A 13,797-nucleotide genomic window follows, 5' to 3' on the forward strand; every position below is an offset into this window, starting at 1 on the left:
GAATGCCAGCGATACAACGAGCTGGTATTACTTTTCTTCCAGCTCGATGTTGATACCCAGCGAACGGATTTCTTTCAACAATACGTTGAAGGATTCCGGCATGCCTGGTTCCATCTGATGATTGCCATCCACGATGTTCTTGTACATCTTGGTACGGCCGTTCACGTCATCAGACTTAACGGTCAACATTTCTTGCAGGGTATAAGCTGCACCATAAGCTTCCAGCGCCCACACTTCCATCTCACCGAAGCGTTGACCACCGAACTGCGCCTTACCACCCAGCGGCTGCTGAGTAACCAGGCTATAAGAACCGGTGGAACGGGCATGCATCTTATCGTCAACCAAGTGGTTCAGTTTCAGCATGTACATGTAGCCCACTGTAACCTGACGCTCAAATTGCTCACCGGTACGTCCATCGTACAGGGTAATCTGACCGGAGGTAGGGATACCGCCCATCTGCAACAGTTCCTTGATTTCTTTCTCTTTTGCACCGTCGAATACTGGCGTTGCAATTGGCATACCTTTCTTCAGGTTTTCAGCCAGACGCATAACTTCTTCGTCTGAGAAAGTACTCAGGTCGACTTTTTGACGCACATCGTCGCCCAGATCATAGGCTCTCTGGATAAACTCACGCAGTTTGGTCACTTCTTCGTGCTGTTTAAGCATGGCGTTGATTTTCTCGCCAATACCTTTTGCAGCCATACCCAAGTGGGTTTCCAGAATCTGACCGATGTTCATACGTGAAGGTACGCCCAGCGGGTTCAGTACGATATCGACCGGCGTACCGTTCTCATCGTAAGGCATATCTTCGATCGGGTTGATCTTGGAGATAACACCTTTGTTCCCGTGACGACCTGCCATCTTGTCACCCGGTTGAATCTGACGCTTAACAGCCAGATAAACCTTAACGATTTTCAGCACGCCTGGTGCCAGATCATCGCCTTGGGTGATTTTACGGCGCTTAGCTTCGAGTTTTTTCTCAAACTCGTGCTTCAGCTCATCATACTGTTCTGCAAGCTGTTCCAACTGATTCTGCTTATCTTCATCAGTCAGACCCAGTTCCAACCAGCGCTCGCGCGGCAGTTTGTCCAGTTTGTCAGCTTCTACGCCGCCAGAAACCAGCACGGCGTGAATACGCCCAAACAGGCCCGCTTCCAGAATCTGCAACTCTTCAGTCAGGTCTTTCTTCGCCTGCTTCAGTTGCATTTCTTCGATTTCCAACGCACGTTTGTCTTTTTCCACGCCGTCGCGGGTAAAGACCTGTACATCGATGATCGTACCGGAAACACCGTTTGGTACACGCAGAGAAGAGTCTTTAACGTCAGACGCTTTCTCACCGAAGATCGCACGCAGCAGTTTTTCTTCTGGCGTCAGCTGGGTTTCACCTTTCGGCGTTACCTTACCAACCAGAATGTCACCACCGGTCACTTCCGCACCGATATAAACGATGCCGGACTCATCCAGTTTGGAAAGTGCTGCTTCACCCACGTTCGGGATGTCCGCAGTAATTTCTTCAGGCCCTAACTTGGTGTCACGAGACACACAGGCCAATTCCTGAATGTGGATGGTCGTAAAGCGATCTTCCTGAACCACACGCTCGGAAACGAGGATGGAGTCTTCGAAGTTGTAACCATTCCATGGCATGAATGCCACGCGCATGTTCTGACCCAGTGCCAGTTCGCCCAGATCGGTGGACGGACCATCTGCCAGAACATCACCACGTTCTACCGGCTCACCCAGAGACACACACGGCATCTGGCTGATGCAGGTGTTCTGGTTAGAACGGGTATATTTGGTCAGGTTATAAATGTCGATCCCGGCTTCGCCCGGATACATTTCATCGTCATTAACGCGGATTACAATACGGGATGCATCTACGTACTGTACTGTACCACCACGTTTGGCTACGGCAGTTACACCAGAGTCAACCGCAACAGCACGTTCCATACCCGTACCAACCAGCGGCTTATCAGCGCGTAAGGTCGGAACGGCCTGACGTTGCATGTTCGCACCCATCAGGGCACGGTTGGCGTCATCGTGTTCCAGGAACGGAATCAGGGATGCACCGACGGAAACCACCTGCTGTGTGGAAACGTCCATGTATTCAACCTGATCGCGGCTGAACAAGCTGGACTCACCTTTATTACGACAGGTAACCAGTTCGTCGATGAAGCGGCCTTCTTCGTCCAAATTGGTGTTTGCCTGTGCGATAACGAAGTTACCTTCTTCAATCGCAGACAGGTAATGGATCTCATCCGTAACCACGTTTTCACGCACGCGACGATACGGGGTTTCAAGGAAACCGTATTCGTTAGTTTGCGCATAAACGGACAAGGAGTTGATCAGACCGATGTTCGGACCTTCCGGCGTTTCGATAGGACAAACACGACCGTAGTGAGTCGGGTGTACGTCACGAACTTCAAAGCCAGCACGTTCACGCGTCAGACCACCTGGTCCCAATGCAGAGATACGGCGTTTGTGCGTAATCTCAGACAGTGGGTTGTTCTGGTCCATAAACTGTGACAACTGGCTCGAGCCGAAGAATTCTTTCACGGCAGCCGAAATCGGCTTGGCGTTAATCATGTCTTGTGGCATCAGCGTATCGAGGTCGCCCAGAGACAGACGCTCTTTTACAGCACGTTCTACACGCACCAGACCAACGCGGAATTGGTTTTCTGCCATTTCGCCGACGGAACGGATGCGACGGTTGCCGAGGTGGTCGATATCATCCACTTCGCCTTTACCGTTACGGATATCAATGAGCTTCTTCATCACTTCGATGATGTCATCTTTGCTCAGGATACCGGAACCTTCGATCTCGTCACGCAACAAAGAACGGTTGAACTTCATACGGCCAACCGCAGACAGATCGTAGCGGTCTTCAGAGAAGAACAGGTTCTCGAACAGCGTTTCTGCTGCTTCACGCGTTGGTGGTTCACCAGGACGCATCATGCGATAGATTTCAACCAGCGCGCTCAGACGATCGCTTGACGGATCGACGCGCACGGTTTCAGACATGTATGCACCGTGATCAAGATCGTTGGTGAACAGGGTCTCAATACGCTTGTGACCAGACTGACTCAGTTTAGCCAGCAGATCCAGCGACAGTTCCATGTTGGCTGCACCGATCAGTTCGCCGGTGCTCTCGTCGATATAATCTTTGGACAGTACTTTGCCAGCGATATATTCAACAGGCACTTCAATGCGCTCAATGCCGTCTTTCTCTAGCTGACGGATATGACGTGCAGTGATACGGCGGCCTTTTTCGATATAAACTTTACCGTTCGCTTCGATATCAAACGATGCAGTTTCACCACGCAGGCGCTCAGGAACCAGATCCATCTGCAATTTATTGCCATTGATTTCATAGACAATTTTATCGAAGAAAAGATCGAGAATCTGTTCGGTGGAGTAACCTAGCGCGCGCAGGATAATGGTCGCAGGCAATTTGCGGCGACGGTCGATACGGACAAACAGGTTATCCTTCGGATCAAATTCGAAATCCAGCCAGGAACCACGGTAAGGAATAATACGTGCGTTATACAGCACCTTACCTGAAGAGTGGGTTTTACCTTTGTCGCTATCGAAGAACACACCTGGACTACGGTGCAACTGAGACACGATTACACGCTCAGTACCGTTGATCACGAAGGTACCGTTATCAGTCATGAGCGGAATTTCGCCCATGTAAACTTCTTGTTCTTTGATGTCTTTAACGGTGCCTTCAGGCGCTTCGCGCTCGTAGATCACCAGGCGCAGTTTAACGCGTAGCGGCGCAGAGAACGTCACACCGCGGATCTGACATTCTTTAACGTCAAATACTGGCTCGCCTAAGCGATAGCTAACGTATTGCAGCTCTGAATTACCGCTATAGCTTTTTATTGGGAAAACAGAACGGAATGCAGCTTCCAAACCGTGCTGGCCTTCCGGGTCTTGCTCGATAAACTTCTGGAACGAGTCAAGTTGGATAGAAAGGAGATAAGGTATGTCCAAAACTTGTGGACGTTTACCAAAATCCTTACGAATACGTTTTTTCTCGGTATAGGAGTAAACCATAGGGTTCCTCAGCTAGCTGACAAGTCGAACCACTCTGTCTGCCCTAACAAGGACAGTTCATGCAACACTATTTATGTTGGTCGGAAAATAGAGAACTTTCCGTAATACGTCTTTCTATTACTCTTAAACCATTTCGTTGCTTCTGCTTAGGCAAGGAGCCTATGCTGGAAAGCAGTATATTAAGTCGTCAATAGAAAAAAATATTGGGAGAAATCAATGGCTAAACAGTGTGAAATCCCATTGATATCCTACAGCGCAAAAAGGCTGGTGACTAAAAAGTCACCAGCCATCAGCCTAATAAATCAGGCTGCAACCTGAAAGGTTGGCTTATTTAACTTCAACTTCTGCGCCAGCTTCTTCCAGAGATTTCTTCAGTGCTTCAGCGTCATCTTTGCTCACGCCTTCTTTCATCACTGCTGGAGCAGATTCAACCAGATCTTTGGCTTCTTTCAGGCCCAGACCAGTTGCGCCGCGAACAGCTTTGATTACAGCAACTTTGTTAGCGCCGATAGCTTTCAGCACAACGTCGAACTCAGTTTTTTCTTCAGCAACTTCAGCTGGGCCAGCAGCTACAGCTACAGCAGCAGCAGCAGAAACACCGAATTTTTCTTCCATAGCGGAAACCAGTTCAACAACATCCATTACAGACATAGCTGCTACTGCTTCCAGAATTTGATCTTTAGTGATAGACATAACAATAGTTCCTAAGAATCAGAAATAGTTTATACGTTAGCAAGTGCGTTAAAAAAGAAAGTGCTATTACGCCGCTTCTTTTGCATCGCGAACAGCAGCCAGAGTGCGGACCAGTTTGCCGGCAGCGGCTTCTTTCATGGTCGACATCAGACGTGCCAGTGCTTCTTCGTAAGTCGGCAGCGTTGCCAGACGGTCAATTTGAGCCGCCGGGATCAGCTCACCTTCAAAGGCTGCAGCTTTGACCTCAAATTTTGCATTCGCTTTTGCGAACTCTTTGAACAAACGAGCAGCAGCGCCCGGGTGTTCCAAAGAATATGCAATCAGGGTCGGACCAACAAACGTGTCTTTCAGGCATTCAAATTGAGTACCTTCAACGACGCGGCGCAGCAGGGTGTTACGAACAACACGCATGTAAACGCCAGCTTCACGACCTGCTTTACGCAGTTCGGTCATTTTATCAACGGTAACGCCACGAGAATCCGCAACAACCGCAGACAGCGCACCTTTGGCTACTTCGCTGACTTCAGCAACAATTGCTTGTTTGTCTTGAAGATTTAATGCCATTAGCTTTTGCTCCTGGATTTAGCCGGAGAAACTCTCCGGAACTCACTTCACCTATCGCCAAAATTAGAGATAAGCGTTGAAACACGGTGAGCAGAATCCAGTAAAAAATTATTCTTTATAAAAAAGAAAAACGTTATTTAGGCTCTGTCACCGTCTACGCAGGAAAATTAAGTTTCTTACGAAACACCTGCGGTCTTGGACGGAGGCCTGGATAGGCCAGGCTCCAACCGAAAAATTCTTGCGTCATTCCACTTAAGGAACAACGGGCGTAAAATTATAGGTAAATCTCACACCCGAGTAAAGCGGAACAAAAGCTATTAGTTAGCAACAGCGTTCAGACCGCTCTGGTCGATGGCAACGCCAGCGCCCATAGTGGTAGACAAGCTAACTTTCTTGATGTACACGCCTTTCGCCTGAGATGGTTTTGCTTTTTTCAGCGCAATCAACAAAGACTCTAGGTTTTCTTTCAATTTGTTAGAATCGAAATCAACCTTACCGATAGTGGTATGGATAATGCCGTTCTTGTCGTTACGGTAACGAACCTGACCAGCTTTAGCATTATTAACTGCTTCAGCAACGTTAGGGGTTACAGTACCCACTTTCGGGTTTGGCATCAGGCCGCGTGGACCCAGAACCTGGCCCAATTGGCCAACAACGCGCATTGCATCTGGGGATGCAATAACAACGTCAAAGCCCATTTCGCCTTTTTTGATCTGATCAGCCAGATCTTCCATGCCCACAAATTCAGCGCCAGCAGCTTTAGCAGCTTCAGCGTTTGCACCTTGGGTGAAGACAGCTACGCGAACAGAACGACCGGTACCATGAGGCAGAACGGTTGCACCACGAACGTTTTGGTCAGATTTACGTGCATCGATGCCGAGGTTAACGGCTACGTCTACACTTTCTACGAACTTAGCAGTGGCCAGCTCTTTGAGCAGAGCAACAGCTTCGTTGATGTCATACTGTTTAGTTACATCAACTTTGTCACGGATCACGCGCATGCGCTTGGTCAGCTTAGCCATTTATTAATCCTCCACTACCAGGCCCATGGAACGAGCAGTACCTGCGATAGAGCGCGCCATGGCGTCTACATCAGAACCAGTCATGTCCGCAGCTTTAGTTTCTGCGATTTCACGAACCTGAGCGCTCGTTACTTTACCTACTTTGTCTTTGTTCGGCTTGCCAGAACCAGACTTGATACCAGCCGCTTTCTTCAGCAGAACTGCTGCTGGAGGCGTTTTGGTAACGAAGGTGAAAGAACGGTCAGAATAAACGGTAATAACAACTGGAGTCGGTAGACCCTTCTCAAGGCTTTCCGTTTTAGCGTTGAACGCCTTACAGAATTCCATGATGTTAACACCTTGTTGACCCAGAGCCGGACCTACTGGTGGGCTCGGGTTAGCCATACCAGCTGCAACTTGCAGCTTGACATAGGCTTGTACTTTCTTGGCCATTTAGCTTTCCTCGATTGGGTAATAGCGCCTAGTAAAAGGCTCCCCGTGGTTTGTATTACGTTTCAGCCGCCGTTAGGGCAACCGAAAAACAAAAGGCGCGAAATTGTAGGTTAATTTCGCGCCATAGGCAAGTAGCTATTTTCAGCAAATTCTGTCAGGCCATTAACCTTTTTCGACTTGGGCAAAGTCCAGTTCAACAGGCGTTGCACGACCAAATATAGAAACAGACACCTTCAGGCGGCTCTTCTCATAGTCCACTTCTTCAACAACACCGTTAAAGTCAGCAAATGGGCCATCGTTAACGCGGACCATTTCACCTGGTTCAAACAGCGTTTTCGGACGAGGTTTGTCACCAACTTGCTGGAGGCGATTCATAATCGCATCAACTTCTTTGTCACTAATTGGCGCAGGACGGTCGGATGTACCACCAATGAACCCCATAACACGAGGCACACTACGTACAAGATGCCAACTCGCATCTTCCATCACCATCTGTACCAAAACATAGCCAGGGAAAAATTTGCGCTCGCTCTTGCGGCGCTGACCACCACGGATCTCAACGACTTCTTCAGTGGGGACCATGACTTCGCCAAACAGTTCTTCCATGTTATGGAGTTTGATGTGCTCACGCAGCGATTGCGCTACGCGGCCTTCAAAACCAGAAAACGCCTGAACGACGTACCAACGTTTTTTTGGAGCTTCAGACATCTTAGAACCTCAGGCCAGTGATAAACGATACCAAACGGACCAGAATACCATCCAGCCCCCACAAAATCAGTGACATCACGGCGGTCACCGCGGCAACGATTAACGTGGTGTGTAACGTTTCCTGACGAGTCGGCCAAATTACTTTGCGCACTTCAGTACGTGCTTCGCGAGCAAACGCTACGGTTGCTTTGCCTTTCGTGGTCAGCAGAGCCACACCACCGGCTGCGGCGATCAGGATAACAACGGCCAATGCACGCAGAGGAAGACTAAATTCGCGGTAATAAGAATTACCGCCAATCGCAACGACCAGCAAGGCACCGACTACTAGCCATTTAATCACTTCCAGGCCACGCCCACTATTCTGAGCTTCGGTATTCGCACTCATAAACCAACCTGTCACAATGATTCAGACAAATAACTTTGCCCCGCAACCACGGGGCAACCAAACCGAAAGATGTTCTGTAGAACGAATAATTCGGTATTTACGCCGTATCTACAGAGCCTATCTCACCAATGATTATACCGCACAATCGCTGATGAGATAGGTTCTACCATGACAGCGTAGAAAAAGGGCATCAAATGATGCCCTTTTATCGCGTGTCGCGTCAAACGTTATCAGCGATTAAGCGATAACTTTAGCAACAACGCCCGCGCCTACAGTACGGCCGCCTTCACGGATTGCAAAACGCAAACCGTCATCCATCGCGATTGGGTGGATCAGGGTAACAACCATTTTGATGTTGTCGCCCGGCATTACCATCTCTACGCCTTCTGGCAGTTCGATGGTACCCGTTACGTCAGTGGTACGGAAGTAGAACTGAGGACGGTAGCCTTTGAAGAACGGAGTATGACGACCGCCTTCATCCTTGCTCAGGATATACACTTCTGATTCGAACTGGGTGTGCGGCTTGATTGAACCTGGCTTAGCCAGTACTTGGCCACGCTCGATTTCTTCACGCTTGATACCACGCAGCAGAACACCAACGTTCTCGCCTGCACGACCTTCGTCCAGCAGTTTGCGGAACATTTCTACGCCAGTACAGGTCGATTTCGCAGTATCTTTGATACCAACGATTTCAACTTCTTCACCGACTTTAACGATACCGCGCTCTACACGACCGGTAACAACAGTACCACGGCCGGAGATAGAGAATACGTCTTCGATTGGCAGCAGGAACGGCTTGTCAATTGCACGCTCTGGTTCTGGGATATAAGAATCCAGGTAGCCAGCCAGTTCGACGATTTTCGCTTCCCACTCGGCTTCGCCTTCCAGCGCTTTCAGAGCAGAGCCACGAATTACTGGCGTGTCGTCGCCAGGGAAATCGTACTGAGACAGCAGCTCACGCACTTCCATCTCAACCAGTTCCAGCAGCTCTTCGTCATCAACCATGTCACATTTGTTCAGGAACACGATGATGAAAGGAACGCCAACCTGACGACCCAGCAGGATGTGCTCACGAGTCTGAGGCATCGGGCCGTCAGTTGCAGCAACAACCAGGATCGCGCCATCCATCTGGGCAGCACCGGTGATCATGTTTTTCACATAGTCGGCGTGTCCTGGGCAGTCAACGTGCGCGTAGTGGCGAGACGGGGTATCGTATTCAACGTGAGACGTGTTGATAGTGATACCGCGTGCTTTTTCTTCTGGTGCGTTATCGATCTGGTCGAATGCACGTGCGTTACCACCGTAGGTTTTAGCCAAAACGGTAGTGATTGCAGCGGTCAGCGTTGTTTTACCATGGTCAACGTGGCCGATAGTACCGACGTTAACGTGCGGTTTTGTACGTTCAAATTTTTCTTTAGACATCGATTGTCCCTCTAAGACACGGATAAATCGGTGGTATCACCACATCAACCAAGCGATAGCTTGCTGAATTTATTCACAGAAAGAAAATCAGGAGGAGGAAAAGGAAGTGGTGCTGATAGGCAGATTCGAACTGCCGACCTCACCCTTACCAAGGGTGCGCTCTACCAACTGAGCTATATCAGCACATCTTGGAGCGGGCAGTGGGAATCGAACCCACATCATCAGCTTGGAAGGCTGAGGTAATAGCCATTATACGATGCCCGCATCCTGGAACTCGGCTACCTAATTTTTCTGTAGATTTTGAAATTGGGGAATAAAAATTATAGACCCCGCCTTCGTCGATCCGGTCTAGTCTGACTACCGTATCGAGTATCCTGTTATCAGGATTGAATTTGGTGGTGGGGGAAGGATTCGAACCTTCGAAGTCTGTGACGGCAGATTTACAGTCTGCTCCCTTTGGCCGCTCGGGAACCCCACCTGGTTGTGTACTTGATGGTGCCGGCTACCGGAATCGAACTGGTGACCTACTGATTACAAGTCAGTTGCTCTACCTACTGAGCTAAGCCGGCATCAAGTGCTGCGCATTCTAGGTAGACAGAACGCTCGATGCAACAAAAAAATTGCGTAAAACGCGCTATCGCTTAGATTTTATCCAAACCACCCCATAAATCTAGAGTAGCAGCAAAAATTTGCACAAAGAACCACCAGAATCACCCAACAAAATGAGGGTGTCATCATCAAACTTGCTTCTATTCCTCTGCACCAAAAAACACATTTTTCCCTATTAGAAGAGCAGACTCTGCATTTACAGATGCTATTTTGTTCGCTTTCTGAAGCGAATAGATTTGAAATACATGTTGTTTAGTTAGAGATAAATTGAGGGAGCTATCCAATTTAGATACTCAAGTAAGCTTCCTTGCAAAGGCCTTGGCCATTACCGCCCGACATCCATCATCAACGTATCTTTGTTGTGAATGGTTTAGGTAAAGTAACTGTCAGCTAGTGGCCCTCGCTGTACAAATGCAGAAGCATCCGCCACAGAACCGATTTTCTCTTCTTATTTCTATCAGCAAAGTGTTAACCTGCCCATTATCAAAAATTTATTACACAAGAGAAGGTGCAGCGATCATTGCGTTGGCTAAGCTAGCAGCCCGCTTTCTTCGCTAGGCTAAAAGTTCCTTTTCTTACCTGTTAAGCAGGCAGAACACGACTTATGAGCAATAGAGAGCAATCTTTGGCCACGCCATACCTACAGTTTAACCGCAGCCAATGGGCCGCCTTGCGCGATTCAGTCCCGTTAACGCTGACAGAAGAAGAGATCATTAAGCTAAAAGGAATTAATGAAGATCTTTCATTAGATGAAGTCGCAGAAATTTATCTGCCATTATCTCGCCTGCTCAATTTTTATATCAGCTCTAACTTACGTCGCCAGGCTGTACTTGAGCAGTTCTTAGGGACTGATGGCCAAAAAATACCTTATATAATCGGCATTGCAGGCAGTGTTGCAGTCGGAAAAAGTACCACTGCCCGTGTACTCCAAGCACTATTAAGTCGCTGGCCAGAACATCGCAGTGTAGAATTAATTACAACAGATGGATTTCTTCATCCAAATAAAGTGCTCAAAGAACGTGATTTGATGAAGAAAAAAGGCTTTCCACAATCATATGATATGCATAGCTTGGTGAAATTTGTTTCTGATATAAAATCAGGAACACATCAAGTCACGGCCCCAACATATTCTCACCTAGCATATGATATTGTCCCTAACAATCATAAAATATTGGAACAGCCTGATATTTTAATATTGGAAGGCTTAAACGTCTTACAAAGTGGGATGGACTATCCACATGATCCACATAGAGTTTTTGTTTCAGACTTCGTGGATTTTTCTATCTATGTCGATGCACCTGAAACACTACTTCAAACATGGTATATAAATCGCTTTCTGAAATTTAGGCAAGGCGCATTCTCAAATCCAAATTCATATTTCCATAATTATGCGAAACTAACGGAAGAAGAAGCTGTTGGCATTGCATCTCAATTATGGAAAGAAATCAACGGACTTAATTTAAAAGAAAACATCCTACCTACTCGGGAAAGAGCTAGCCTTATTATGACTAAAAGTGCTAACCACGCCGTTGAGTGTGTTCGGTTAAGAAAATAGATATGAGAAAAGGGGGGCTCCCCCTTTTTTATGCACCACGCAGCGAAATTTCACCGCCAATATATGGCGTGACTAGGCCATCACGTTCTAACAACAATGCGCCTTGGCGATCTATTCCACGATCAATTCCGTATATTTCTCGATTACCGATAATCAAACGAATTGGACGATTAAAATAGTTATCCAATTTTTCCCATCTGGAAATGAATGGCTCAAGACCTTGTAGCTCAAAGATAGCCAAAGCCCCTCTCAACTCAGAAATGAGAGTTGAAGCAAGTGTATTACGATTAATGTCTATACCTGCTTCTTGTAAATTTATCCAGCCTTGATTAATGGTATCTGGAGCGGGTTCTCTCATTTGCAAATTAATGCCTGCACCAATCACCAAATTAGCCGCATCACCCGTTTTTCCGGTCAATTCAACAAGAATGCCAGCTAATTTTCGATCCTTTAGATATAAATCATTGGGCCATTTGACTCGCACACCATCAGCACCAAGCTTATGTAGTACTTCAGCCATGACGATACCGATAACCAAACTAACCCCAACAGCGGCGGCAGGTCCCTGTTCTAGGCGCCAATATAAGGACAGATATAAATTCGCCCCAAAGGGTGAAAACCATTGCCGACCCCGACGGCCACGGCCAGATTGCTGATATTCAGCAAGGCACGCGTCACCGGAGAATAATGTGTCCAATCGTTCTAAAATATACTGGTTAGTAGAATCAACGACAGAGAGGACAGTTACTCCCCCCTCTGGTAGATTTTTGAGGATGGCTTCTTTATCTAATAACTGCATAGGTACCGGTAAAGAATAACCTTTACCTGTTACAGTAAAAACGTCAATTCCCCAGTCACGTATAGTTTGAATATGTTTATTAATAGCAGCTCTACTCATCCCCATCATTTCACCCAGTACTTCACCAGAGTAAAATTCACCATCAGAGAGAATCTTAATTAATTTAAGAGGAACTGTAATATCTTTCATGATAATACCTCGCTAGCGTTAACCTCACCATACGCAGCAATAAAGCGAACCTCTGGTTCCAGCCGTATAGAGAACTTTGCATCGACTTGATTACGAACATAACGAGCTAACTCGACAATGTCTGAGCTTTTTGCATCATCTTTATTGATCAGAACTAATGCCTGTTGCTCGTGAACAGCCGCACCACCGAGTTGAAATCCTTTAAGCTTACACTGATCGATTAACCACCCTGCTGCCAATTTAACGTTGCCATCAGCTTGTAAATACTGGGGTGCATGTGGATATTCTCGTAAGATATCTTTAGCGTGCTGTTGTGTAACTATCGGATTCTTGAAGAAGCTGCCTGCATTGCCTGTCACTATTGGATCAGGGAGTTTGCTTCGACGCATATGGCATACAGAATCAAAGACCTGCTGTGGCGTGACAGTCTCAGGATTCAGTTTTGCCAAATCACCGTAACTCAGTATTGGATTCCACTCTTTCTTTAAAAAAAGTCCTACTGCAGTAATTGCAAACCCAGAGCGATATTGATGCTTAAATATACTTTCACGGTAACCGAATTGGCATGCCTCAGCAGTAAGACGCCTCGTTTTACCTTCTTTTAGATCCAATAATTCAACGTAGTCGCAGACATGTTGTAATTCGATGCCATATGCACCAATATTCTGTATAGGTGCAGATCCCACACATCCGGGAATTAACGCTAAATTTTCTAACCCAGCCATGCCATATTTAAGCGTATATTCAACTAATTGATGCCAATTTTCACCCGCACCGACATGAAGATACCAGCCATCGCTTTCTTCGCGAACATCTATACCTTTGAGCCGATTTAACAGAATTGTGCCTAAAAAATCTTCCAGAAAAAGAACATTACTTCCTTCTCCTAGTAATAAAACTGGCTCTTGTGATGCACTGGCGGCGCGCCACTCTTCAATCAATTTATCCTTAGTATCCGCAATCATAAGACAAGATGCAGAAACAGATAATGAGAAAGAGTTATGAGACTTCAATGAAATAACGCTTGGCGCCATGATAGAAATACCTACTAATTTAGATATCACATAGTCTACCTTATCTACGTAAGATACTGACGACCTTTTGCCAACCGGAATGTGTAATATCCAAATTTCCCATAGCAAAAAGCCCCTGTCTTTCGACAGGGGCTTTCCACGTAGTTGATGCCTGGCAGTTCCCTACTCTCACATGGGGAAGCCCCACACTACCATCGGCGCTACGGCGTTTCACTTCTGAGTTCGGCATGGGGTCAGGTGGGACCACCGCGCTATCGCCGCCAGGCAAATTCTGTTTCATTCTAACCGTTATGCTTTACTCTTTTGTATCGCACAACCATCAGAACCAA

At 47.1% G+C, this 13,797-nt stretch carries 11 protein-coding genes, 4 tRNA genes and 1 rRNA gene; 1 reads left to right on the top strand and 15 read right to left on the bottom strand.

Going from position 1 to position 13,797, the window contains the following annotated elements:
* Positions 1 to 27: 27 nt before the first annotated feature.
* The 12 genes from rpoB to A7983_RS06470 all read right to left on the bottom strand — a co-directional run bounded on the left by rpoB (position 28) and on the right by A7983_RS06470 (position 9,851).
* A complete protein-coding gene (gene rpoB, locus A7983_RS06415; RefSeq protein ID WP_005970328.1) occupies positions 28 to 4,056 on the bottom strand; it encodes a DNA-directed RNA polymerase subunit beta in 4,029 nt (1,342 codons plus the stop codon).
* 327 nt (positions 4,057 to 4,383) lie between these two features.
* Entirely contained in the window at positions 4,384 to 4,749 is a 366-nt protein-coding gene (gene rplL, locus A7983_RS06420) for a 50S ribosomal protein L7/L12 (protein ID WP_005970331.1), read from the bottom strand.
* 66 nt (positions 4,750 to 4,815) lie between these two features.
* Positions 4,816 to 5,313 carry a 50S ribosomal protein L10 gene (rplJ, locus tag A7983_RS06425; RefSeq protein ID WP_005970333.1) on the bottom strand — a complete coding sequence of 166 codons (498 nt, stop codon included), beginning with the start codon at positions 5,311 to 5,313 and terminating at the stop codon, positions 4,816 to 4,818.
* 317 nt (positions 5,314 to 5,630) lie between these two features.
* Positions 5,631 to 6,335 (bottom strand): 50S ribosomal protein L1, encoded by a 705-nt coding sequence (gene rplA / locus A7983_RS06430; RefSeq protein WP_005970335.1) that lies wholly within the window; start codon positions 6,333 to 6,335, stop codon positions 5,631 to 5,633.
* A 3-nt stretch (positions 6,336 to 6,338) separates the two neighbouring features.
* Positions 6,339 to 6,767 carry a 50S ribosomal protein L11 gene (gene rplK, locus A7983_RS06435; protein ID WP_005970337.1) on the bottom strand — a complete coding sequence of 143 codons (429 nt, stop codon included), beginning with the start codon at positions 6,765 to 6,767 and terminating at the stop codon, positions 6,339 to 6,341.
* A gap of 162 nt (positions 6,768 to 6,929) precedes the next feature.
* Positions 6,930 to 7,475 carry a transcription termination/antitermination protein NusG gene (gene nusG / locus A7983_RS06440; RefSeq protein ID WP_005970339.1) on the bottom strand — a complete coding sequence of 182 codons (546 nt, stop codon included), beginning with the start codon at positions 7,473 to 7,475 and terminating at the stop codon, positions 6,930 to 6,932.
* A gap of 1 nt (position 7,476) precedes the next feature.
* A complete protein-coding gene (gene secE / locus A7983_RS06445; RefSeq protein WP_005970341.1) occupies positions 7,477 to 7,860 on the bottom strand; it encodes a preprotein translocase subunit SecE in 384 nt (127 codons plus the stop codon).
* A 237-nt stretch (positions 7,861 to 8,097) separates the two neighbouring features.
* Positions 8,098 to 9,282 carry an elongation factor Tu gene (gene tuf / locus A7983_RS06450; protein ID WP_005969581.1) on the bottom strand — a complete coding sequence of 395 codons (1,185 nt, stop codon included), beginning with the start codon at positions 9,280 to 9,282 and terminating at the stop codon, positions 8,098 to 8,100.
* Between the two features lie 107 nt (positions 9,283 to 9,389).
* Positions 9,390 to 9,465: transfer RNA gene (locus A7983_RS06455), tRNA-Thr, on the bottom strand.
* A 6-nt stretch (positions 9,466 to 9,471) separates the two neighbouring features.
* Positions 9,472 to 9,546, bottom strand: a tRNA-Gly gene (locus A7983_RS06460).
* Between the two features lie 129 nt (positions 9,547 to 9,675).
* Positions 9,676 to 9,760: transfer RNA gene (locus A7983_RS06465), tRNA-Tyr, on the bottom strand.
* 15 nt (positions 9,761 to 9,775) lie between these two features.
* Positions 9,776 to 9,851: transfer RNA gene (locus A7983_RS06470), tRNA-Thr, on the bottom strand.
* A gap of 644 nt (positions 9,852 to 10,495) precedes the next feature.
* Between A7983_RS06470 and coaA the strand changes: the two genes are divergently transcribed.
* A complete protein-coding gene (gene coaA, locus A7983_RS06475; protein WP_005974517.1) occupies positions 10,496 to 11,446 on the top strand; it encodes a type I pantothenate kinase in 951 nt (316 codons plus the stop codon).
* Positions 11,447 to 11,474: 28 nt separating this feature from the next.
* On the opposite strand, the gene birA is transcribed toward coaA, so the two are convergent.
* The 3 genes from birA to rrf all read right to left on the bottom strand — a co-directional run bounded on the left by birA (position 11,475) and on the right by rrf (position 13,733).
* Complete coding sequence (gene birA, locus A7983_RS06480) at positions 11,475 to 12,434, bottom strand: bifunctional biotin--[acetyl-CoA-carboxylase] ligase/biotin operon repressor BirA (RefSeq protein WP_005974519.1); 960 nt, start codon at positions 12,432 to 12,434, stop codon at positions 11,475 to 11,477.
* Positions 12,431 to 13,468: a UDP-N-acetylmuramate dehydrogenase gene (murB, locus tag A7983_RS06485; RefSeq protein WP_005974522.1), complete on the bottom strand. Its 1,038-nt coding sequence runs from the start codon at positions 13,466 to 13,468 to the stop codon at positions 12,431 to 12,433. Before murB ends, birA begins: the two co-directional genes overlap by 4 nt.
* Before the next feature lie 149 nt (positions 13,469 to 13,617).
* Positions 13,618 to 13,733, bottom strand: a 5S ribosomal RNA gene (gene rrf, locus A7983_RS06490).
* Between the last annotated feature and the right edge of the window lie 64 nt (positions 13,734 to 13,797).

This window comes from Pectobacterium wasabiae CFBP 3304, assembly GCF_001742185.1.
GTDB classification, from domain to species: domain Bacteria; phylum Pseudomonadota; class Gammaproteobacteria; order Enterobacterales; family Enterobacteriaceae; genus Pectobacterium; species Pectobacterium wasabiae.